The organism is Pseudomonas sp. HUK17 (assembly GCF_001566765.1).
Genome location: NZ_LSMW01000011.1, coordinates 1 through 22,211 on the forward strand (window position 1 = coordinate 1; position 22,211 = coordinate 22,211).

The window sequence follows — 22,211 nt, forward strand, 5'->3', positions numbered from 1 at the left end:
GGGCTTCGCTGCGCTCAGCGCCAACCTACAAGAACCCAATCCCCTTGTAGGTTGGGTTGAGACAGCTCCACCGTCGAAGCCCAACACGCGGGGCCTGGCCTTGGGCACCGTTGGGCTTCGCTGCGCTCAGCGCCAACCTACAAGAACCCAATGCCCTTGTAGGTTGGGTTGAGACGGCTCCACCGTCGAAGCCCAACATGCAGGATCTGGCCTTGGGCACCGTTGGGCTTCGCTGCGCTCAGCGCAAACCTACAAGAACCCAATCCCCTTGTAGGTTGGGTTGAGACAGCTCCACCGTCGAAGCCCAACACGGGGTCTGGCCTTGGGCACCGTTGGGCTTCGCTGCGCTCAGCGCCAACCTACAAGAAACCAATGCTCTTGTAGGTTGGGTTGAGACGGCTCCATCGTCGAAGCCCAACGGACCGCGGTCAGGACCCGCTGCTAGCACCCCAGGCCGCGAGCAGATCCCGGGATTCCATCACCAGCCCCAGGTGCAGGGAGACCATGCTCAGCGCCGCCCGCTCCAGGCTTTCATCGGTTCCTCGCACCAGGTCGCGCAGGACGATCACCCTGTAGGTGCGGTTGCTGGCGTCGAAGGCGGTGTTGAGCACGCAGCAGTCGGTGAAGCCGCCATCCAGCACCACAGTGGTGATGCGCTGGTTGCGCAGCAGGAAGTCCAGGTCGGTGGGATAGAAGGCCGACAGCCGCCGTTTGTTTTCCACCCGCAGGTCTTCGGGCAGGACCTCGGTGAGCAGCTCGGTCCAGGGCGAGCCTTCCAGGGCATGGGCGTCGGCATTGGGAATCGGCCCCACGTGTAGCGGAAAGGTCCGCCGCCAGGCCGCAGGAATACCGCCCAGGTCATCGGCGCCATTGGCGCGCAGCACCGATTTCACATGGACGATGCGCACGCCCAGGGCGCGGGCCTGGCGGTGGAAGGCGTCCACCGGCGCCACCAGGTCACGGGCGCGGGGCGCCGGGCAGGGGCACTTCGGCGAGGCGTCCAGGTGGCCGCGGTGCAGGTCGATGGACAGCACCGCCGTGGTGCTCGGATCCAGATAATCGGCGAAGTCCGCCCGCGCCAGCAGCCGGAGTTCTTCATAGACGAAAGCGCGCAGGCTCATCGGCGTTCCTCCCGAACATAGGCTTCGCCCAGGGCGCCGGGCTGGCTCAGGCGGTCACGCCCGGCCAGGGCGACCCAGATCATCACGCCCAGGGTGACGGCATAGGGCGCCATCAGGATGAAGTATTGCGACAGCCGCACACCGGCGGCAGCCAGCTGCGGAATCAGCGCCTCGATGCAGCCGAACAGCAGCGCCCCGGCCAGGGCGCGCCAGGGCGACCAGCGGGCGAAGATCACCAGGGCCACGGCGATCCAACCACGGCCGCCGGTCATCTCGGCGATCCACAGCTTGGTGCTGAGCACGGCGATGTAGCCTCCGGCCAGACCCACCAGCGCCGCACCGGCGAGGATCGCCAGCAACCGGTAGCCGGCCACCGAGAGACCCGCCGCATCGGCCGCCTGGGGGTTCTCACCCACCGCCCGCAGACGCAGCCCGGGGGTGGTGCGTTCGAGCCAGGCGATCACCGCGAAGAAGATCAGCGGGGTCAGGTAGACCAGCAGGTTCTGCTGGAACAGCCGCCCCACCAGCGGCAGCTCCGACAGCGGCCAGAGCGCCAGCGCCGGCAGGCCGGCCACCGGCTGGTTGGTCCAGCCCCAGAGGGTGCCGAGCAGGCCGGTGAGGCCCTGGCAGAAGAACACCAGGGTCAGGCCGGCAATCACCTGGTTGATGCGCAGCCAGATCACCATGACCGCGAACAGCAACGAGACCAGCGCCGCCGCTCCCATGGCCGCCAGCAGCGCCAGGCCGGCATTGCCCAAGGCCAGCTGCGCGCCGATGCCGAACAGCGCGCCGACCAGCATCAGGCCCTCGGCATGCAGGGCCAGCACCCCGGATCGCTCGGTGAGGATCAGCCCCAGCGCCGCCAGGGCGTAGGGTATGGCGAAGTCGGGGACGTTACCCAGCCAGCTGGCGACCAGATTCAAGCGGCACCTCCCTGGCTGCGTCTGAGCCGATGGCGGATGAAGAAATCCGAGGACGCCACGCAGATGACGATCAGCGCCTGGATCAGCTGCACCATGGCGAAGGGGATCTGGTAGAACACCTGCAGATTGCGCCCGGCGACGAACAGGGTCGCCACCAGGAAAGCCACCACGGCGGCGGCCAGGGGGTTGTTGCGCGCCAGGAAGGCGATGAGGATCCCGGAGAAGCCATAGCCCTGGTAGAAGGATTGGGTCAGCCGCCCCTCCTGCCCGGCCGCCACCACGAAGCCGGCCAGCCCGGCCAGGGCGCCGGAAGCCAGCACCGTGGCAAGGATGGTGGCGCGCACCGGCACGCCGACGGCGCCGGCCACCCGCGGATTGGCGTCGACGAATTTCAGGTAGAGCCCGGCCCGGCTAAGGGCGACGAACCACCAGGCCAGCACCGCCACCAGCAGCGCCAGGGGCACCGCCAGACTCAGCCCGGGCAACAACTCCGGCAGCCGTTCGAAGGGGCGGAACAGCGGTGAATAGGGAAAGGCGTCGCGCGGGTCCTTCCAGGGACCGAACACCAGGTGCAGCAGGAAGTTGGCAGCGATGTAGTTGAGCATCAGCGAGGCGATGATCTCGTTGACCCCCAGGCGCAGCTTGAGCAACAGGGGCGCCAGCGCCCAGAGCAGGCCGCCGAGCAGCGCCGCCACCAGCATCAGCGGCAGGCGCAGGGCTTCCGGGCCGATCTCGAACAGCGACACTGCCGTGGCGCCGATGGCCCCCCAGATCATCTGGCCTTCCAGCCCCAGATTCCAGAAGCGCGCGCGAAAGGCCAGGCAGCCGGCCAGACCGACCAGGATCACCGGCGCGGCCTGGAACAGGGTGGCCTGCAGACTCTGGGCATCGAACAGGGTGGCGACCACGAATTCGTTGAGCAACTCGCCGGCCGGCACCCCGGCCAGCACCAGGATGGCGGCCGACAGCCCCAGGCCGACCAGCAACGCCAGGCCGAGGATCAGCGCCTGCCAGGGCCAGGCCAGCTGCTGGCGGATCTCCAGGGTGTAGCGCCGGCTGAACAGCGGTTGCCGTGGTCGCGGGCCATCGACCTGGGAAAGCGGAGCACTCAGGGGTTCAAGCATGATTCACCATGGCATGGCCGATCGCCTGGCGATCGGCGGGTCGCTGGAATTCGGCGACGAGGCGTCCGGCGCTCATCACCCCGATGCGATCGGCGAGGGCCAGCACCTCGTCCAGGTCTTCGCTGATCAACAACACCGCGGCGCCGGCCTCGCGGGCGGCCAGCAGGCGCGCCTGTACCTCGGAGCCGGCGCGCACGTCGAGGCCACGACTGGGGCTGTGGGCCAGCACCAGCCGCGGTTCGCGGCCGAATTCCCGGGCGATCACCAGCTTCTGGGCATTACCGCCGGAGAGCAGCGCCGCCTTCTGCCGCACCGAGCGCACGCCCTGGACATCGAATTGCGTGACCGCCGCCTGGGTCGCCTCTTCCTGGGCGCGGCGATCCAGGCGGGCGAAGCCACCGAAGCGACCGGCATGCACCGCGCCGATGGCGAAGTTGTCAGCCACCGACAGGGACCCGGCCAAGGCGCTGCCATAGCGGTCGGCGGGAATGGCGGCGATGCGCAGATCGCGGCGGCGAGCGCCGGCAGCCGCGGCCAGATCACCGAAGCCCTCCAGCCGTACCTCGCCTTCGCAGGGCTGCGGCAGGCCCATCAGCACGTCGGCCAGCTCGCCCTGGCCGTTACCGCCAACCCCGGCGATGCCATAGATCTCCCCAGCGCGCAGCTCCAGGTCGATGCCATCCAGGGCGCGGCGCCCGCCACGTTCCGGGGTGCGTAGGCCGCGCACCGTCAGCAGCGGTGCCCCGGCAGCACGTCGCGGGGTGTCGGCGAGCGGCTGGGCGTCACCCACGGTGAGGCGTACCAGTTCGTCCACCGACACCTCGGCGGGGTCCAGGCTGCGCAGGGTGCGGCCGCCGCGCATCACCGTGAGGCGGTCGGCGTAGGTCAGGGCGTCCTGCATGCGATGGGTCACCAGCACCACCGCTGCGCCCTCCGCTGACAGGGCGCGCAGGGTCTCTAGCAACCGCTCGCCTTCGCCATCGGTAAGTACTGCGGTGGGTTCGTCGAGGATGAGGATGCGCGCCCCGGCCAGCAGCACCTTGAGGATTTCCACCCGCTGCTGCTCGGCGATGGACAGGTCCGCCACCCGCTGCTCCGGGCGGATGGCGAAGCCCAGGGCGGCCGCCTGCTGGCGGATACGCTCGCTGATCTCGACCAGGCGCCGGCGATGACTACCCTGCCCCGCCGGCAGGCCGAGCAGGACGTTCTCGGCGACGCTGAAGGGCCGCACCAGCTTGAAGTGCTGGTGGACCATGCCGATGTGCAAGCGCGCGGCGTCCGCCGGACCGCGCAGCCGCACCGGGTTGTCGTCCACCAGGAGCTCACCGGTCTCCGGCGCATAGAGGCCGGCAGCGATGTTCATCAGCGTCGACTTGCCTGCGCCGTTCTCGCCGAGCAGCGCATGCACCTCGCCCCAGCGCACCAGGAAATCCGCCTGCTGCAGCGCCTGGAAGCCATCGAAGGTCTTGCCGACGCCGCGCAGTTGCAGGGCGTTGTGTCTTTTCATGCTGGTCGGCCTTTGTCCAAGGATCGCCTCCGTGGAAAACGCTGCGCGGTTTTCCACCCTACCCAGGCGTTAGCTCCGGTGCCGGGCCTGGAGAGGCCCGGCACCCAGGGGTGAGCCGCTACTTTTGCGTCGTCACGCCCTGGACGAACCAGTCCATCTGCCACAGCGCCGGGTCGGACAGTACCTGGCCGGCGGGGACGCGCTCCTTGCCGTCGCGATCGCTCAAGGGACCGGCGTAGATCTGCTTGCCCTTGAGCAGGGCCTCGCGCTCGGCGAGGATCTTCTCCTGGGCCGCCTTGGGCACGGCGTCGCCAAAGCCGGCGATGTCGGTGCCGCCGTCGGCCATGGACACCAGGGCGCCGTTGGGTGCAGGTTTCCAGTGGCCGGCGATGACCTTCTTGAGCTCGGGCACCAGGAAGCGATCCCAGACCCACACCGAGGAGCAGAGGGTGGCCTTGGGCGCGAACTGGCGCATGTCGCGGTGGTGGCCGGTGCCATAGACGCCGCGCTCCTGGGCGACGATCTGCGGCGTGGGGGTGTCCACGTGCTGGCCGATGACGTCGGCGCCCTGGTCGATCAGGGCGGCGGCCGCGGCGCGCTCCTTGACCGGATCGTTCCAGCTGCCGGTGTAGATCACCGTGAGGGTGGCGTTGGGATTCATCTGCCGGGCGCCCAGCTCGTAGGCGTTGATGGTCCAGTTCACCACGCCGAAGGGATTGGCGGCGACGAAGCCCAGCTTGCCGGTCTTGGAGGCCGCGCCCGCGGCCATGCCGCAGAGGTACTGACTCTCGTAGGTGCGGCCGTAGAAGGATTCCAGGTTACGGCCGTTGGTGGTGCCCGAGGCGTTGAGGAAGGCCACCTCGGGATACTGCTCGGCCAGTTGCTTGAAGGTGTCGGAATAGCCGAAGGCGGTGCCGATGACGATGTTGGCGCCGCGCTTGATGAAACGCTCGGCGGCCGGGCGGATGGCCGAGGCGGTCTCCGGCACGTTTTCCACGAACTGGATCTTCAGGCCCAGTTCCTTCTCGATCTTGACCCGCGCCTCGTCCATGGCCTGGGTCCAGCCGCCGTCGTTCTTGGCGGTGAAATACAGCATGGCGATCTTCGGCTCGCCCTTGAGGGTGAAACCCTCGTCGTCCGCCTGCGCCACGGCGCCCAGTCCCACCAGCGCCAGCACACACGCCACTCTTCCCAGCCATCTGCTCAGCATCGTCTCGTCCTTAGTCTTGTCTACAGCATGTAGTTGATACGGAATACGTTGCCTTCCGGGTCCAGCAGCACGGCCTGGTACCAGTGGTAATAGGTTTCGTAGGGCGCCTTCACCAGGCGCGCACCGGCGGCCTCGGCCACCGGCACCAGCCGGTCCACCTCGGCGCGGCTGCCCACCTCCAGATTGAGCAGGAAGCGGCAGCCTTCACTGCCGGCGAATTCGCCCAGCCCCAGCAGTTCATAGGCCTCCGGCGCGTTGAAGCCGATGGCGGTCTTGCCGGTGTCCAGACCGCGAAAGATCGGCGAGCGGATCGCCTCGATCTCCGGGAAACCGAACACCCGCTGGTAGAAGCCGCTCAGGGCCACCACGTCGCGGGCGAAGACGTTGACGTAGGAAAGACTCGGCATCAGGCCACCCGCACGCCGGTCTGGGTGCCACCAAAGGTGGTCTGCTTGACGAACTTGGATCTCAGGTGGTCGCCCGAGGTGATGGGCGCATGGCGCGGCGGCGTGCCGGGCGTGGCGCAACCGGGCAGGCATTCGATGAGGGTGTCGTAGTTGGGCTGGTGGAAGAACACCAGGGACTGGCGGCGGGTGTCGCAACCGGCATCCGCCGGTGGATTCACCACCCGGTGCAGGGTCGAGACCCAGCGGTCGTTGGTCCACTGCATCATCAGGTCGCCGATGTTGACCACGAAGCTGCCCGGCACCTTGGGCACGTCCACCCACTCGCCGTCGGCATTGCGCACCTGCAGCCCGCCGGGGGCGTCATCGGGACGGACGATGGTCAGGCTGCCGTAGTCGGTATGGGCACCGGCGCGCAGCTGGCCAGGCAGCGCCGCTTCCTTCTGGTGGGGATAGCAGAGGGTGCGGAACATGCTGATGTGGCGATCGATGCGGCTGTCGAAGTAGGTCTCCGGCAAGTCCAGCCCCAGGGCGAAGAGCCGCATCAGGGTGCGCGCCAGGTCGCTCATGGCGGCGAAGTACTCGGCATAGGCCTGGCGAAAGCCGGGAATGGCCGCGGGCCAGACATTGGGCGCGAAGTGCGGCCCGGCTTCGGGGCCGCGGTAATAGGCCGTGGCCGGAACATCCAGAGGGCCAATGGAAAAGGACTCCTTGAGATCCCCCGGCGCCGCCTCTTCCAGGCTGTAGGACAGGCTTTCCTCGGCCACCGCGCTGTAGCCGCGCACCTGATCCGAGCGCGGTCGATCAGCCTTGCGTTTCTCCGCCAGCGGCAGGTCGAAGAAGGCTCGCGACAGGCGCGAGACACGCTCGACCAGTTCTTCGGGCACCTGATGGTGAGTGATGACCAGAAAGCCGATATCGCGGCAGGCCTGGTCGACGGCCTTGGCCACCGCCTGCTTGCCGGCGGCAGAACCTTCGAAGTAGGGAGCCAGATCGATAATGGGAACACTGGACAGCGGCATGACGGACCTCACGAGTGGGACGAAAGGAGACAGCGCGACGCACGTTCACCGGGCAGGACGGCAGCAGGGAAATTGCAACCGTTGTGCCATCTTTGGACCATTTGGTAAAAACTATAAAAGCCAATAAAAACAGCGCGTTGAGGGCGATACTCAGGATCCGCTGATGGTGCGCTGCACCTCGAACGGTCAGCGTGCACCGGGGTGGCGCCTGGGGTGCGGTTAAGGCTGACAGGGAAGGCTTTGGGGTGTTGGATCGGCTGGGCGGTGTTGGGCTTCGCTGCGCTCAACCCAACCTACAGCGGTCATGGGTTGGGTGGAGACGGCTCCCTCGTCGAAGCCCGACAGCCCCCGCTAGGCCAGCTCGTGATAACGCCGATCGAAATACAGTAGGCCACCCTGACCACCCGGCTCGGCCACTCCCAGCACCTCGCAGAGCAGCAGGTCGTGGCTGCCCACCGACTGCACTCCGGCGATGCGGCAATCGCAGGCCACCAGGGCGCCGTCCAGCACCGGCGCACCGGTGGCGAGGCGCGTCCAGTTCGCCGCGGCGAAGCGTTCGGCCATGGCGGTCTTGCCCCCGAAGAGGTTGGCCAGCGTCTGCTGGCCGGCGGCCAGGACGTTGACGCAGAGCACGCCGTTGGCGCTGAAGGCCGGATGCACCGAGGCGCCGCGGTTGAGACAGACCAGCAAGGTCGCCGGGCTGTCGCTGACGCTGCACACGGCGGTAGCGGTAAAGCCGGCCAGGCCGGCCGGACCGTCGGTGGTGACGAGGTTGACCGCGGCGCCCAGGCGCGCCATGGCCCCCCGGAAGAGGTCGCGGTCGACAAGAGTGGCGGGCGTAGTGGCGGATAGGGGCACGGCATGGGCAACGGACATGGCGTTACGCCTCCAGGGCTTGGCTGAGATAGTCGAGTACCACCCGGTCGAAGGTGGCGGGGTCGGTGACACTGGAAGCGTGGCCGCCCCACTCCAGCAACTGGAGGGTGGCCTGGGGCAAGCCTGCGGCCAGGCGCTGGGACGAGGTCCAGGGCACCAGCACGTCGTCGCGGTTGGCCAATACCAGGGTCGGTACCTGGATACGTCCCAGCTCGGCGTCCACATCGAAGGCCAGCAGCGCGCCGATGCGCCGCAGGACATTGGCCTCACCGGGGAAGTGCGCCAGGGCATGGGCTTCGTCGGCGGCCAGGCGCTCGCCCTGTTCGGCGATCCAGGTGGCCGGATAGAGAAAGATCGCCTGGGCCTGGACATAGGCCGCGGCGCCGCTATCGCGCAGCAGCCGTTGGCGCAGGGCGAAGCAGCGCGCGGTGTGCGGATTAGGTCGGCTCCAGGCGTTGACCAGCACCTGGCGACGGATCAGGCCCGGCCGTAGCAGCTCGGCCTGCAGGCCCACCAGACCGCCCAGGGCATGGCCCATGAACAGACAGTGGTCGAGTTCCAGGCGATCGGCCAGCGCCAGCAGGTCCTCGGCCATATGCTGGATGCAATAGTCGGCGGGCAACTCGGCCGGGCTCCTGCCGGTGCCGGTCTGGTCGTAGACCACCACCCGGAAACGTTCGCCCAGAGTCGCCAGCTGTGGCGCCCAGAAGGCCCCGGCGCCGCCCAGCCCGGAGCTGAGCAGCAGGGTCTCGGCCGCCGGGTCCTGGCGGCCATGGAGTTCGAAGTGCATGGGCGGTCCTTGGTGGTTCAGTGGTTGGGGCTTCCCTCACCCCAGCCCTCTCCCAGAGGGAGAGGGGGTAGGTACGGAGCGGGAGCTAGCCGACATGGGCGATGCTGGCGATCTCGATCAGGGCGTCAGGCTTCACCAGGCCGCACTGGATGCAGTAGCGCGCCGGCTTCTCGCCAGGAAAGAATTCGGCGTACACCGCGTTGATGGCGGCGTAGTTCGCCCAGTCGGTGAGCATGATCATGTTGAAGGTGACGTCGGCCATGCTGCCGCCAGCCGCCTCCACCACGCCCTGGATGGTGGTGAGCACGTGGCGTGCCTGGGCGGCGGCGTCGCCGACATGGACCACGTTGTTCTGGGCATCGAACGGCAGGGTGCCGGAGACATAGAGCACGCCATCGGCCAGGCTGCCGGGCACGAAGGGGGCGATGGGGGTACCGGTACCGGCTGGGATCACGGCTTGCTTGGGCATGGTGCTCAGTCCTTGGCGAAGGTGGTGTGGAAGTCGGCGCAGCTGGCGACCCAGCCGAAGAAGGTCTCGATGTTGAACAGCGCGGCGTCGTGGGCCGAACGGGGTCCGGCCTGGTGGCAGGCGTCGTGCAGGCAGACGCCGAAGTATTCGAGGAAGAAGCCGTCCCGGAGGGTCGACTCCACGCAGACGTTGGTGGCGACGCCGACAAACACCAGGTTGCGGATGCCACGGGCGCGCAGCAGGCTGTCCAGGTGGGTGTTGTAAAAGCCGCTGTAGCGGGTCTTGGGCACCACCAGATCGGCGGCCGCCGGCTGCAGCTGATCCACCAGGGCATAGTCCCAGCCGCCCTTGGCCAGCAACTGCCCTTGCAATTCGGGTCGCTTGCGCATGGTCTTCAGGGCATTGGACTTGTGCCAGTTGGGCGAACCCGGTCCGCCCGCCTCGCGATACTCCGGATCCCAGCCATTCTGGAACCAGACCACCTGGATACCGGCGCCGCGGGCGGTCTCCACCACGGCGGCGACATTCTCGATCACCGGGCCGGTAGCGGAGACGTCGAAGCCGGCCAGGTCCAGGTAGCCGCCCTTGCTGGCATAGGCGTTCTGCATGTCCACCACGATCAGCGCCGTCTCGCTGGCCTTGAGCCGCAGCGGTTCGGGCCGCGCCGGCAGCGTCACGGCTTCGGCGTCGCTCGCAGGCAGGGCATAGCCCGCCAGGGTTTCCACAGCGTTCATCAGGCACTCTCCTTGAGCAGCTCGACGTGACGGCGGCTCTGCATCAGCGGCTGGATGCGCTCGCCGAAGTCGGTCACGCCCTGGACGAAGTCATCGAAGGTCAGCAGCACCCCGCTGGCCCCGGGCACCTCGGCGATCTCGTCCAGCATCCGCGCCACGCTGGCGAAGGAACCCACCAGGGTGCCCATGTTGATGTTGACCGCCGAGGTCGGATCGGCCATCTGCCGCACATTGGTGTCGCTGCCGGACTTGGTGTCGGCGGCGGCCTGGGCGCCCAGCCAGGCGATGGCCTCCTCGTCGGCCCCGGCCTTGTAGTGCTCCCACTTGGCGCGGGCCGCCTCGTCGGTCTCGGCGGCGATGATCATGAACAGGGCGATGGAGGAGACCTCGCGCCCGGTCTTGGCGGTGGCCGCCTGCAGCCGCTCCACCGCCGGGGCGAAGGCCTTGGGCGTGTTGACGCCCTTGCCGAAGACAAAGCTGTAGTCGGCATGTTCGGCGGCGAAGGCCAGGCCGGCATCGCTCGCCCCGGCGCAGACGATCTCCATGGGCGCCTGGGGCTGCGGACTGACCCGGCAGTCCTCCATGCGGAAGTGCGCGCCCTGGAAGTCCGACTGGCCGGTGCCCCAGAGATCGCGCAGCACCTGGGCGTATTCACCGAGGTATTGATAGCGACTGGCAAAGAATTCATCGCCCGGCCAGAGCCCCATCTGGCTGTATTCGGGCTTCTGCCAGCCGGTGACCAGGTTGACGCCGAAGCGGCCGCCGGAGATGCAGTCGATGGTGGCGGCCATGCGCGCGACGATGGCCGGCGGCAGGGTCAGGGTCGCGGCGGTGGCGAACAGCTTGATGCGCGAGGTCACTGCCGCCAGGCCCGCCATCAGGGTGAAGGATTCCAGGTTGTGGTCCCAGAATTCGGTCTTACCGCCGAAGCCGCGCAACTTGATCATCGACAGGGCGAAGTCGAAGCCGTAGTGCTCGGCGCGCTGCACGATCTCGCGATTCAGCTCGAAGGTGGGCCGGTACTGGGGCGCGTTTTCCGATAGCAGCCAGCCGTTGTTGCCGATGGGAATGAAGACACCGATGTTCATCGCTCGCACTCTCCCGCAGTCAGGAATCGAAGCGCATCCAGATGCGCCGTTGCTGCAGGATCGGAGCAGAAAGCTTGCCAAGTCTTGAAAGTTCAAGCCAATCAAACACTTGGGGTCTGTTCGAGAATAAAGCTGGACCATTTGGTCCAGATTAGAGCACCTAGTTTGTGCAAGGCGCCCGAATCCGGGGCATGAAGGCCGGCGCGCCATGCTAGAGTTCGGAGACTGACGCGCTACCTTTCGGGGTCCGCCGATGATTCGTCACCAGGAAGGTGCGAAGCTCAACGACCGCGCCTGCAGCCGGCCCGCGTCAGATGTCCAAGAAGGCCCAAGGAGCAGTTCGTGAGTCAGGCCAGTGATCTTCCGCCACGCAAGTCCCGCCAACCCAGCCCTGCCGCCCAGCAACGCCGGCAGCGCCAGATAGAAGCCAAGCGCGCCCAGATCCTCAGCGCGGCGCTCGATATCTTTTCCCGCTTCGGTCTGCACGGCGCCAGTCTGGATCAGGTGGCGCTGCAGGCGGACGTCTCCAAGACCAACCTGCTCTACTATTTCAGCAACAAGGAAGAGCTCTATGTCGCCGTGCTGCGTCAGCTGCTGGCGACCTGGCTGAATCCCCTGCGCACCTTCAGCGAAGACCAGGAACCCCTCGACGCCCTGCGCGGCTATCTGCGCCAGAAGCTGGAGATGTCCCGCGACTATCCCGCCGAGTCCCGGCTGTTCTGCCTGGAGATGGTCCAGGGCGCACCGCTGCTGCTGCCCGAATTGCAGGGCAGCCTGCACGACCTGATGGATGAGAAGGCCCGGGTGATCCGCACCTGGATCGCCGCCGGCAAGCTGGCGCCGGTGGATCCGCACCACCTGATCTTCAGCATCTGGGCCATCACCCAGCACTATGCGGACTTCCGGGTGCAGGTGCAGACCCTGTGCGGCCGCTCGCTGAAGGATCCGCTGTTCTTCGACGAGGTCCTGCAGGGCCTGGAGACGCTGATCATCGACGGACTCAGGCCCCGCGCCGGCGACCCGGCCTAGGCCGCCAGGAAGAAGTCGGCGAACAACTCGCTGAGCCTCGGCCAGAGCGGTGCCGGCAGGTCATGGGCCATGTCCGGTATCAGCTCGAAGCGGGCGCCGGGAATGGCCCGCGCCACGGCGCGACCACAGGCCGGACGCAGCAAGGGATCCCGCGCGCCGTGCACCACCAGGGTCGGCGCCTGGATGCGGCGGGCGAAGACGCGCAGATCGCCGCTGCCGAGCAGGGCGAACAACTGCCGCTGCACCCCCTCCACATCCACCCCGCGCGCCAGGATGCGCTGCACCAGCCGTTCCAGATCGGCCTCGCTCTGGCGATACCTCGGACTCTCGATGCCGCGCAGCAGGGCCTTCTGCCGGGCGAGCGCCGCCTCCGCCGGCAGATCGGCCGGGGGTCGCAGCAGCAGGCTGCCAAGCAGCTTGAACGAGGGTGGCGGCAACAGCGGCTGATTGGTCGACGAGAACAGGATGCCCAGCCGCGCCACCCGCTGTGGCCAGTTGGCGGCGAGGATCTGGGCGATCATGCCGCCCATGGAGCCGCCCAGTACGAAGGCGCGTTCCAGCCCCAGGTGATCGAGCAGCCCGACCGCATCGGCGGCCATGGCTTCCAGGCGATAGGGCACGGCGCTGGGCTTGCCCAGTTGCGCCCGCCCCAGCACCGGCCACAGTGAAGGCGGCCGTCCACCCGGCCAGCTCAGCCGCGAGGACTGGCCGACGTCGCGATTGTCGAAACGGATCACCCGCAGGCCCCGGCGTACCAGGGCCTCGCAGAAGCCTTCCGGCCAGAGCAGCAACTGGGCGCCAAAGCCCATGATCAGCAGCAGCGCCGGATCAGCGGGATCGCCCCAGTCCTCATAGGCCAGCTCGAGGGCGCCGACCCGGGCGCGACCTTCACGTATGTCCATGGCTCCCTCGCGAGACGGCTAAAAGGCCATGCTACCCCAAGGCCGCCCCGGCGAAAGCGGCAGAACCGGGCGGTCACGCAGCACTGCTGCGCTATGCTCGGACAGACCTCTTCCCGAGACCTTCGCCATGTCCGCAGCACCCCTGGTTTACCACCTGACCGACGAAGCACGCGAAGACCTGCGCCAGGCCATCGCCGCGCCGCTGAGGCGCTACAACGACAGCCAGGCGGGCCCGAGCGGTTACCGGGCCCTGGTCATCAGCCTGACCCGCGGCGGCGAAGCCCTCGGCGGCCTCTGGGGCTATACCAGCTATGGCTGGCTGACCGTGCAGTTGCTGGCGGTGGACGAGGCCGTCCGCGGCCAGGGCGCCGGCCGCGAGTTGCTGCTGCGCGCCGAGGCCGAGGCGAGCAGCCGCAGTTGCCACGGCGCCTGGCTCGACACCCATGAGTTCCAGGCCCGCGGCTTCTACGAGCGCCTGGGCTATGAAGTCTTCGGCGAGCTGGCGGACTATCCGCCGGGCTTCGCGCGGTACTTCCTGCGCAAGACGCTCACGCCAGGATGAAGGCCAGTCACGCTCATTGAGCAGTGAGAAAATTACCGACCCGGGCGTTCTCTTCCCCACCCTCCAGCAGGGGCACCTCGGCCTCATCCTTGAGTTGCACCCCAGAGAGCTTACGCCGATCCGCTTCGCGCATCAGGTAGAGCAGCTTGTGCGCCGCCAGGCCATAGGCGAGGCCTTCCAGGCGCACGTTGGAGATGCAGTTGCGATAGGCGTCGTTGAGGCCAGGGCGTGGGCCATAGGTAAAGTAGAGGCCGAGGCTGTCGGGCGAACTCAGGCCCGGGCGTTCGCCGATCAGCATCACCAGCAGCCGCGCCTTGAGCAGGCCGCCGATCTCGTCACCCACCGCCACCCGCCCCTGCTCCACCAGGGTCACCGGGGCCCAGCGCCAGCCCTCAGCCTGGGCCTGGTCGGCCAGGCGCTCGAGGAACGGCAGCGCATGGCGATGCACCGCCAGGGCGGAGAGGCCATCAGCGATGACCACGGCGACGTCGAAGCCCTCGGGATGCTCGGCGGCATAGGCCTGTAGCTTACGGGCGGATTCCTCCGACAGCTTGCGTCCCAGGTCGGGGCGCTGCAGATAGGTGTGTCGATCCGGCGCGGCGCTTCTGAGCACCAGGGTCTCGCGGCCCTGGGCGGTCAGGCCTTCATGCAGCGCCTGGTGGTCGAAGGCCAGGTGTACCGCATCGCGGGCCTGGGCATGGGCGGCCTGGAAGTCCAGCTGGGCAGCGGTGGGCAGGCTGGTGCCGGCGCGGCCCAGGGCGATGCGCGCCGGGGTCAGGCGACGCAACTCGGCCCAGGGATCGGAGCGGGCGGTGTCGGAGTCCTTCATGGCAACCTCCTTGGTAGGTTGGGTTGAGACAGCTCCATCGTCGAAGCCCAACAGGTACGGGATGGACAGGGCACTCGGCCTTTCGTAGGTTGGGTTGAGACAGCTCCACCGTCGAAGCCCAACAGGTACGAATCGGGCCTGGCAACGTTGGGCTTCGCTGCGCTCAGCCCAACCTACGAAAAAACCCTTCACATCTGCGCCAACGCGCGCTGGAACGGCGCGGGCAGGCCGTCGCCGAGGCGGAAGCGGCCGTCTTCCAGGCGCAGGATGCCCAGGCGGTCGAGCCAGGCGGCGAATTCCGGCGCCGGTTGCAGGCCCAGCACTTGGCGGGCGTAGAGGGCGTCGTGGAAGGAGGTGGTCTGATAGTTGAGCATCACGTCGTCGGAGCCCGGGATGCCCATGATGAAGTTGATACCCGCCGCGCCCAGCAGGGTCAGCAGCATGTCCATGTCGTCCTGGTCGGCCTCGGCATGGTTGGTGTAGCAGATGTCGCAGCCCATGGGCACGCCGAGCAGCTTGCCGCAGAAGTGATCCTCCAGCCCGGCGCGGATGATCTGCTTGCCGTTGTAGAGGTACTCGGGGCCGATGAAGCCGACCACGGTATTGACCAGCAGCGGCTGGAATTTGCGCGCCACGGCGTAGGCGCGCACCTCGCAGGTCTGCTGATCGACGCCATGGTGGGCCCCCGCCGAGAGGGCGCTGCCCTGCCCCGTTTCGAAATACATGAGGTTGTCGCCCAGGGTGCCGCGGCGCTGCGACAGTCCGGCTTCATAGCCCTCCTGCAGCAGCGCCAGGCTGATGCCAAAGCTTTCGTTGGCGCCCTGGGTGCCGGCGATGGACTGGAACACCAGGTCCACTGGCGCACCGCGCTCGATGGCGGCGATGCTGGTGGTGACGTGGGTCAGCACGCAGGCCTGGGTCGGGATCTCGTAGCGCTGGATCACGGCATCGAGCATCTTCAGCAGCTCGCAGATGCCGCCCGTGCTGTCGGTGGCCGGGTTGATGCCGATCACCGCATCGCCGTTGCCGTAGAGCAGGCCGTCGAGGACGCTGGCGGCGATGCCGGCCGGATCGTCGGTCGGGTGATTGGGCTGAAGCCGGGTCGACAGCCGTCCACGCAGGCCGATGGTGTTGCGAAAGCGGGTCACCACCCGAACCTTCTGCGCCACCAGGATCAGGTCCTGGATGCGCATGATCTTGGACACCGCGGCGACCATCTCCGGAGTCAGCCCCGGGGCCAGCGCGGCGAGACTGGTCTCGTCGGCCGCCGCACCTAGCAGCCAGTCGCGGAAGCCGCCCACGGTGAGGTGGGCGACCGGGGCAAAGGCCTCGGCATCGTGCGTATCCAGGATCAGCCGGGTGACCTCGTCGGCCTCGTAGGGGATCACCGCCTCGCTGAGAAAGTGCTTGAGTGGCACTTCGGCCAGCGCCATCTGCGCTGCCACCCGCTCCACGTCGCTGCCGGCGGCGACTCCGGCCAGGACATCCCCGGAACGCGCCGGGGTGGCCTTGGCCAGCAGTTCCTTGAGATCGGCGAAACGCCAGGTCTGGCCGCCCACGCTATGCTGGAAACCGCTCATGCTACCTCCCGGGTTGCGCTGCGCAGAGCCTGTTCAAAGGCTCGCGAGCTAGAGACAAACAAGGCCTAGGCAGCCCCACGAAAAGGCCTGAGGAAGCGGATCGGACTCGCGCTCGAGTTTACGAATGGTAAATGAGCATTCCGACGGGGCTGGCCCTCCAGGGCCTTTTCAACGCCGTTTGGCCGACGCGCAGCAGACTTTGAATAGGCTCTCAGGCTTCGCCAAAGGCAGCATCGGGTGCAATGTCGCCCTGTCTACGGCTGAGACCGCAGACCAGCGCGCCTATCACCATCAGCACCACGAAGACGCTGGCGATCACCGGGTTGTACCAGACCATGGCGATGAGGCAGACCACCGCCAGCACCAGGGCGATGGCCGGCACCACCGGATAGCCGGGTGCGCGGAAGGTGCGCTCCAGGTTCGGCTCGCTGCGGCGCAGCTTGAACAGGCTGAGCATGCTCATGATGTACATGACGATGGCGCCGAACACGCTCATGGTGATCATGGCGGCGGTCAGGGTCATGCCCTGCAGGCTGATCACCCCGTCGCTGAAGATGGCGGCGATGCCCACCACGCCGCCGGCCAGCACCGCCCGGTGCGGCGTCTGGAAGCGCGACAGCTTGGCCAGGCCGTGGGGCAAAAAGCCGGCGCGGGCCAGGGCGAAGAATTGCCGGGAATAGCCGAGGATGATGCCGTGGAAGCTGGCCACCAGCCCGAACAGGCCGATGCCCACCAGCAGGTGCAGCCACACGGAGCCCTCGCCCACCACCCCCTTCATGGCCTGGGGCAGCGGATCGTTGATGTTGGACAGCGCCCGCCAGTCGCCCACGCCGCCAGCGAAGATCATCACGCCGATGGCCAGGGTCACCAGGGTGAGGATGCCGGCGATGTAGGCCTTGGGAATGGTGCGCTTGGGGTCCTTGGCTTCCTCGGCGGCCATGGCCGCGCCCTCGATGGCGAGAAAGAACCAGATGGCGAAGGGGATGGCGGCGAACATGCCACCCACCGCCGCCAGCGAGAACTGGTCCTGCCCGGCCCAGCCACCGCGGGTGAAGTTGGCCAGACTGAAATCCGGCGCCACCACCCCCATGAAGATCAGCAACTCGATCACCGCCAGCACCGTTACCACCAATTCGAAGGTGGCGGCGATGCTCACCCCGAGGATGTTCAGCGTCATGAAGATGAAATAGGCCGCCACCGCGCACAGCTTGGGATCGAGGGCGGGAAACTGCACATTGAGGTAGGCGCCGATGGCCATGGCGATGGCCGGCGGGGCGAAGACGAATTCGATCAGGGTGGCGATCCCGGCGATGGTACCGCCCCGGGGGCCGAAGGCGCGGCGGCTGTAGGCGAAGGGGCCGCCGGCATGGGGAATGGCGGTGGTCAGCTCGGTGAAGCTGAAGATGAAGCAGGTGTACATCACCGCCACCACCAGCGCGGTAACCAGAAAGCCCAGGGTCCCGGCGACGCCCCAGCCATAGCTCCAGCCGAAGTACTCCCCGGAGATCACCAGACCCACGGCGATACCCCAGAGGTGCAGGGTGCCGAGGGTCGGCTTGAGTTTCTCGTTGGTCATGACAGGCCACTCCCCTTGTAGCGACGTGATCCGAATGGGTCACCGCGATCCCGCGATGCCCGGCTTTTTCGAGCTTAAACAGCTCGGGGCCGTGGCGACTTGACCGCTCGACACGGTTGCCGAGGCCTGGGGTCAAGTCGGCGTTACTCCTCTTCCCAGGCTGCTACCCAAGGCCGCACCACCCTGGTGCGATGTCCGACTCCTCGCCCTGCGATGGGGCACATCAAGGGGCCGAATAGCGTGAAGCCCTCGACGTTATGGTCCCTGCTCTGGATCGACTGCCACCCTGGGGCACAGCCTTTGCTTCATTCATGCCGATCCCCTCCCTGGACCCACCCCATGCCCCTGGCCGCCTCTGGTTTCGCCGCCCTGACCTCAATATCGCGCAACCTCGGCGTGCTCTCTGCTGCCGCCAGCGGGCTGGACACCGTCATCGCCAGCCACGGTGGCGATGTCGATCGCATCTTCGGCACCGCCGGCATCGATCCGGAACAGTTGCAGCATCCCACCCTGAGCCTGGGGCTGGGCAACTACTGCCGGGTCCTGGAAGAAGCCGCCGCCCAGTCCGGCTGCGACAATTTCGGGCTGCACTACGGGCAGCAGTTCAAGCCGCAGATGCTCGGTCTGCTGGGTTACGTGGGGCTCTGCTCGCCCACCGCCGAGGCGGCCCTGCAGAACTTCGCCGCCGCCTTTCCCTTCCACCAGCACAGCACCCTGATCCAGCTGGTGGACGCCGGCGATTGCTGGCGCTTCGACTACCAGGTACGCCACGGCGCCATCGTCGCCCGCCGCCAGGACGCCGAGCTGACCCTGGGCATGCTGCTCAACCTCTTGCGCCATGTACTCGGCCCGACCTGGGCGCCGCGGGCGGTGCAGTTCGAACACCCCCGGCCCGAGGGCTGGCACGAGCATCGCCGGCTGTTCGACGCCCCGGTCAGCTTCGGCCAGGCCTGCAACGCCATGCTGGTGCCCAAGGCCGACCTGCGCGACCGCGCCATGCCCGACCACGATCCGCTGCTCCTGCTGGTGGTACAGGACGCCATCCGCCAACTCGGCCAGCGCCTGCCGCAGCTGGAACTGCTCGAAGAGGTCCGCGCCTCGGTACGCCTGGCGCTGCCCCTGGGCGAACCCAGCCTGGAGTCCATCGCCCACCGCCTGGACCTGTCCACCAGCCAGCTACAGCGCCGCCTGCGCGACCAGGGCGCGAGCTTCTCGGCGCTGGTCGAGGGTGTCCGCCGCGACCTGGCGCAGCACTACCTGCGGCAGCGGCTACCGGTCACGGATTTGGCGCCGCTGCTGGGCTATTCGGAGACCAGCGCCTTTTCACGGGCGTTTCGGCGGTGGTTTCAGGTGAGTCCGCGGCAGTGGCGGGGGATTTCGTAGGGAAGGGTCGGCGCGCCGAAGACCGGCTGACGTAGATTGGTGCTGAGCGGAGCGAAGCCCAAAGCACCTGTGCTCATCGGTACCCAGCCGATTACTGAAGTCTGCTGAGACTTTTTGTTTCGCCCACCCGGGCGAGTCACTTTTGCCAATCGCGGCAAAAGTAACCAAAAACGCTTGCCCCGGACATCCGGCCCTTCGCTGCGCTCCGGGTCCGCTCACGCCAGCGCCGTTCCGGGGTCGGTCCAGATGGGCCGTCCATAGCCCACTGGACCTCTCGCCGCATCCATGCGGCTCGACCCACTCCACGACACTGGCGCTTGCCCTCCTGAACGGGGCGATTCGCCAGCCTGAAAGTGTTGGTTGAAGAACCATAAAACCCGTAGCCCGTAGCGTGGACAGCGTCGCCTTGTCCACTGATAGTGTCGGTACCTTCCAGTGGAAAACGCTGCGCGGTTTTCCACGCTACAAACCTGTGAACATCCGGACATCAGGCTTGCGCCCCGTCCCCGTCAGTGAGGCCGAGTGTAGGTGTCGTGGAAGGGGATGCGAGGCAGGACGCCGAGCAAGGCGCGAGGGGCAGGAAGCCCCTTCGTGCCGTGCCCCCGGAGCGGCGCCGGAGCGAGGGAGACGTAGCGAAGCGGAGTAACAGCCGCAGGCTGGCCCGAAGGGTGAGCGGAGCGAATCACCCGGAGCGCAGCGGAGGGCCGAAACGTGGGGTGTGCTTTCTTTTGCTTACTTTTCTTTGCACCGGGCGGCGATCCGCAAGCAAAGAAAAGTAAGTCGCCGGCCAGGCGAAACAGGAACTACATACAAAACTCAGCAAATAGCCCGGGCACCTATCCCGACGCCCTCCATAGCGCCCCCGCTTCACAAATACCCCCCACCCGGTCAGATTCTTGCAAGGCCCTCCCCAAACGGCCCAACCAAAACAACGACCAACCCCCGATGACCTCTGCTCTGCCTCCTGCCCTGTTCACCCCTGCCTGGCTGGCGCGCCTGGAGCTGGCCTATGCCCGCCAGGGCGACTGGACCCGGCCGACCACCCGCCGCCACGTCGGCCCCTTGCGGGTGCAGAAACATCTGCACGCCGAAGGTCCCGAGGTCTGCCAGCACATCATCGTCCATCCACCGGGCGGCATCGCTGGGGGCGATCGGCTGGACATCGACGTCAGCGTCGGCGAGAACGCCTGGGCCCAGCTCACCAGCCCCGGGGCGGCCAAGTGGTATCGCGCCGACAGCGCAGCGCATCAGCAGATCGAGCTGCGCGTCGCCGCCGGCGCTACCCTGGAATGGCTACCCCAGGAGACCATCGTCTTCTCCGGCGCCCAGGCCCATCTCGCCACCCGTATCGAGCTGGCAGGCGACGCCCGCCTCTGCTACTGGGACATCGTCGCCCTGGGCCGCCCAGCCAGTGCCGAGCGCTTCACCGAGGGGCTGTTCCAGGCGCACCTGGACATCCGCCGCGACGGCACTCCGCTGTGGCATGAGCGCCAACGCCTGGTCGGCGCGGATCGGTTGCTGGACTCGCCCATCGGCCTGGCCGGTCAGCCGGTGTTCGCTACCTTGTTGATCACCGGCACCCTGGACGCCGACACCCTGGCGCGCTGCCGCGACCTCGCCCTGCCGGTTCGCGGCGACCTGACCCAGCTGCCCGGCCTGGTGGTCGCCCGCTGCCTGGCCACCGAATCCCTGCAGGCCCGCGCCTGGCTGATCGACCTCTGGCGCCTGCTGCGCCCGGCCCTGCTGGGCCGCGCCGCCATGCCGCCACGGATCTGGAGCACCTGAGGCCGCGACACTCTTGTAGGCGCGGCCCATGGCCGCGATGATCGACCGACTTTCCTTGACCGCATCTGCCAACCGGAACACCCATGGACCTGACGCCCCGCGAAAAAGACAAGCTGCTCATCTTCACCGCCGGCCTGGTGGCCGAACGCCGCCTGGCGCGTGGGGTGAAGCTCAACTACCCGGAAGCCATGGCGTTGATCTCAGCCGCCCTGCTCGAAGGCGCCCGTGACGGTCGCACCGTGGCCGAGCTGATGCACTACGGCACCACCCTGCTGACCCGCGACCAGGTGATGGAAGGCGTTCCGGAGATGATCCCGGAGATCCAGGTGGAAGCCACCTTCCCCGACGGGACCAAGCTGGTCACCGTCCACCAGCCGATCGCCTAGGGAGACCGCCATGAGTCTGATCGTCCGCGACGCCACGCCTGCCGACCTGCCGGCCGTGCTGCACATCTACAACGACGCCGTCAGCAACACCACGGCGATCTGGAACGAGACCCCGGTGGACCTGACCAACCGCCAGGCCTGGTTCGACCTGCGCGCCACCCAGGGCTACCCCATCCTGGTCGCCGAGAATGCCGACGGCGCGGTGGTGGGCTATGCCTCCTTTGGCGACTGGCGGCCCTTCGAGGGCTTTCGCCACACCATCGAGCACTCGGTCTACATCCACCCCGACCAGCGCGGCCAGGGCATCGGGCCGCGCTTGATGACAGCGCTCATCGAACGCGCCCGTGCCTGCGACAAGCACGTCATGGTGGCCGCCATCGAGAGTGGCAACCAGGCCTCCATCCGCCTCCACGAGCGCCTGGGCTTCATCACCACCGGGCAGATGCCCCAGGTCGGCACCAAGTTCGGTCGCTGGCTGGATCTCACCTTCATGCAACTGATGCTGGAGCAGCGCCCATGATCCCCGGCGAATACCAGATCCAGGACGGCGACATCGAACTCAACGCCGGCCGCCGCACCCTGAGCCTGACCGTAGCCAACAGCGGCGACCGGCCGATCCAGGTGGGCTCGCACTACCACTTCCACGAGACCAACGACGCCCTGCTGTTCGATCGCGCCCTGACCCGCGGCATGCGCCTGAACATCGCCGCCGGCACCGCCGTGCGCTTCGAACCAGGCCAGAGTCGCGAGGTGGAACTGGTCGAGTTGGCCGGCCTGCGCACCGTCTACGGCTTCGCCGGGCGGGTGATGGGGAAGCTGTAGGGGTACTCCGGCTCTTCGCCTTTTACGCGCTCCCTCACCCCAACCCTCTCCCAAGGGGAGAGGGGGCTCAAGAACAGACACCGAGCTCC

Annotated in this window: 23 protein-coding genes; 7 read left to right on the forward strand and 16 right to left on the reverse strand. The window is 67.5% G+C overall.

Annotated features, from left to right (window positions below; genetic code table 11):
• Positions 1-428 precede the first annotated feature (428 nt).
• The 12 genes from AX284_RS06495 to rutA all read right to left on the reverse strand — a co-directional run bounded on the left by AX284_RS06495 (position 429) and on the right by rutA (position 11,268).
• Positions 429-1,121, reverse strand: coding sequence for a cysteine hydrolase family protein (locus AX284_RS06495; RefSeq protein WP_017642614.1), 693 nt, complete (start codon positions 1,119-1,121; stop codon positions 429-431).
• Positions 1,118-2,044: an ABC transporter permease gene (locus AX284_RS06500; protein ID WP_017642615.1), complete on the reverse strand. Its 927-nt coding sequence runs from the start codon at positions 2,042-2,044 to the stop codon at positions 1,118-1,120. The genes AX284_RS06495 and AX284_RS06500 overlap by 4 nt, the downstream gene beginning before the upstream one ends.
• Entirely contained in the window at positions 2,041-3,168 is a 1,128-nt protein-coding gene (locus AX284_RS06505) for an ABC transporter permease (protein WP_068384219.1), read from the reverse strand. Before AX284_RS06505 ends, AX284_RS06500 begins: the two co-directional genes overlap by 4 nt.
• Positions 3,161-4,675 (reverse strand): ABC transporter ATP-binding protein, encoded by a 1,515-nt coding sequence (locus AX284_RS06510; protein ID WP_068384221.1) that lies wholly within the window; start codon positions 4,673-4,675, stop codon positions 3,161-3,163. Before AX284_RS06510 ends, AX284_RS06505 begins: the two co-directional genes overlap by 8 nt.
• Before the next feature lie 118 nt (positions 4,676-4,793).
• Positions 4,794-5,885 (reverse strand): BMP family ABC transporter substrate-binding protein, encoded by a 1,092-nt coding sequence (locus AX284_RS06515; protein WP_068384223.1) that lies wholly within the window; start codon positions 5,883-5,885, stop codon positions 4,794-4,796.
• Between the two features lie 20 nt (positions 5,886-5,905).
• The gene (locus AX284_RS06520) at positions 5,906-6,292 is read right to left on the reverse strand and encodes a VOC family protein (RefSeq protein WP_068384225.1); all 387 of its coding nucleotides are present in this window, start codon (positions 6,290-6,292) and stop codon (positions 5,906-5,908) included.
• The gene (locus AX284_RS06525; RefSeq protein ID WP_068384227.1) at positions 6,292-7,311 is read right to left on the reverse strand and encodes an isopenicillin N synthase family dioxygenase; all 1,020 of its coding nucleotides are present in this window, start codon (positions 7,309-7,311) and stop codon (positions 6,292-6,294) included. The genes AX284_RS06520 and AX284_RS06525 overlap by 1 nt, the downstream gene beginning before the upstream one ends.
• A gap of 351 nt (positions 7,312-7,662) precedes the next feature.
• Complete coding sequence (locus AX284_RS06530; RefSeq protein WP_068384229.1) at positions 7,663-8,187, reverse strand: flavin reductase; 525 nt, start codon at positions 8,185-8,187, stop codon at positions 7,663-7,665.
• Positions 8,188-8,191: 4 nt separating this feature from the next.
• Positions 8,192-8,977, reverse strand: a complete 786-nt coding sequence (gene rutD, locus AX284_RS06535; protein WP_017642622.1) for a pyrimidine utilization protein D — start codon at positions 8,975-8,977, stop codon at positions 8,192-8,194.
• 85 nt (positions 8,978-9,062) lie between these two features.
• On the reverse strand, positions 9,063-9,446 hold the full coding sequence (rutC, locus tag AX284_RS06540) for a pyrimidine utilization protein C (protein WP_017642623.1): 384 nt from the start codon (positions 9,444-9,446) through the stop codon (positions 9,063-9,065).
• A 5-nt stretch (positions 9,447-9,451) separates the two neighbouring features.
• Positions 9,452-10,180 carry a pyrimidine utilization protein B gene (rutB, locus tag AX284_RS06545; protein WP_017642624.1) on the reverse strand — a complete coding sequence of 243 codons (729 nt, stop codon included), beginning with the start codon at positions 10,178-10,180 and terminating at the stop codon, positions 9,452-9,454.
• Entirely contained in the window at positions 10,180-11,268 is a 1,089-nt protein-coding gene (gene rutA, locus AX284_RS06550) for a pyrimidine utilization protein A (protein ID WP_017642625.1), read from the reverse strand. Before rutA ends, rutB begins: the two co-directional genes overlap by 1 nt.
• 342 nt (positions 11,269-11,610) lie before the next feature.
• Here rutA and rutR point away from each other — a divergent pair, with 342 nt between their 5' ends.
• On the forward strand, positions 11,611-12,297 hold the full coding sequence (gene rutR / locus AX284_RS06555) for an HTH-type transcriptional regulator RutR (protein ID WP_082731521.1): 687 nt from the start codon (positions 11,611-11,613) through the stop codon (positions 12,295-12,297).
• Here the strand turns inward: rutR and AX284_RS06560 are convergent.
• A complete protein-coding gene (locus AX284_RS06560; RefSeq protein WP_017642627.1) occupies positions 12,294-13,199 on the reverse strand; it encodes an alpha/beta fold hydrolase in 906 nt (301 codons plus the stop codon). The two genes, rutR and AX284_RS06560, sit on opposite strands and share 4 nt — an antisense overlap.
• Positions 13,200-13,326: 127 nt before the next feature.
• Here AX284_RS06560 and AX284_RS06565 point away from each other — a divergent pair, with 127 nt between their 5' ends.
• Positions 13,327-13,761, forward strand: coding sequence for a GNAT family N-acetyltransferase (locus tag AX284_RS06565; RefSeq protein ID WP_068384231.1), 435 nt, complete (start codon positions 13,327-13,329; stop codon positions 13,759-13,761).
• Positions 13,762-13,774: 13 nt separating this feature from the next.
• Here AX284_RS06565 and eutC read toward each other — a convergent pair whose 3' ends face one another.
• The 3 genes from eutC to eat form a co-directional block, all read right to left on the reverse strand.
• Positions 13,775-14,590 carry an ethanolamine ammonia-lyase subunit EutC gene (gene eutC / locus AX284_RS06570; RefSeq protein WP_068384233.1) on the reverse strand — a complete coding sequence of 272 codons (816 nt, stop codon included), beginning with the start codon at positions 14,588-14,590 and terminating at the stop codon, positions 13,775-13,777.
• Positions 14,591-14,778: 188 nt separating this feature from the next.
• Positions 14,779-16,170: an ethanolamine ammonia-lyase subunit EutB gene (locus AX284_RS06575; protein WP_068384235.1), complete on the reverse strand. Its 1,392-nt coding sequence runs from the start codon at positions 16,168-16,170 to the stop codon at positions 14,779-14,781.
• 211 nt (positions 16,171-16,381) lie between these two features.
• Entirely contained in the window at positions 16,382-17,746 is a 1,365-nt protein-coding gene (gene eat, locus AX284_RS06580) for an ethanolamine permease (protein WP_068384237.1), read from the reverse strand.
• Positions 17,747-18,085: 339 nt separating this feature from the next.
• On the opposite strand from eat, the gene qhpR reads away from it, so the two are divergent.
• The 5 genes from qhpR (at position 18,086) to AX284_RS06605 (ending at position 22,122) form a co-directional block, all read left to right on the forward strand.
• The gene (gene qhpR / locus AX284_RS06585; protein ID WP_068384239.1) at positions 18,086-19,129 is read left to right on the forward strand and encodes an AraC-like transcriptional regulator QhpR; all 1,044 of its coding nucleotides are present in this window, start codon (positions 18,086-18,088) and stop codon (positions 19,127-19,129) included.
• 945 nt (positions 19,130-20,074) lie between these two features.
• Positions 20,075-20,914 carry an urease accessory protein UreD gene (locus AX284_RS06590; protein ID WP_068384241.1) on the forward strand — a complete coding sequence of 280 codons (840 nt, stop codon included), beginning with the start codon at positions 20,075-20,077 and terminating at the stop codon, positions 20,912-20,914.
• Between the two features lie 83 nt (positions 20,915-20,997).
• Positions 20,998-21,300 carry an urease subunit gamma gene (gene ureA, locus AX284_RS06595; RefSeq protein ID WP_007162996.1) on the forward strand — a complete coding sequence of 101 codons (303 nt, stop codon included), beginning with the start codon at positions 20,998-21,000 and terminating at the stop codon, positions 21,298-21,300.
• Positions 21,301-21,310: 10 nt separating this feature from the next.
• Positions 21,311-21,820 carry a GNAT family N-acetyltransferase gene (locus AX284_RS06600; protein ID WP_017642635.1) on the forward strand — a complete coding sequence of 170 codons (510 nt, stop codon included), beginning with the start codon at positions 21,311-21,313 and terminating at the stop codon, positions 21,818-21,820.
• Positions 21,817-22,122: an urease subunit beta gene (locus AX284_RS06605; protein WP_068384243.1), complete on the forward strand. Its 306-nt coding sequence runs from the start codon at positions 21,817-21,819 to the stop codon at positions 22,120-22,122. The genes AX284_RS06600 and AX284_RS06605 overlap by 4 nt, the downstream gene beginning before the upstream one ends.
• Positions 22,123-22,211: the final 89 nt, after the last annotated feature.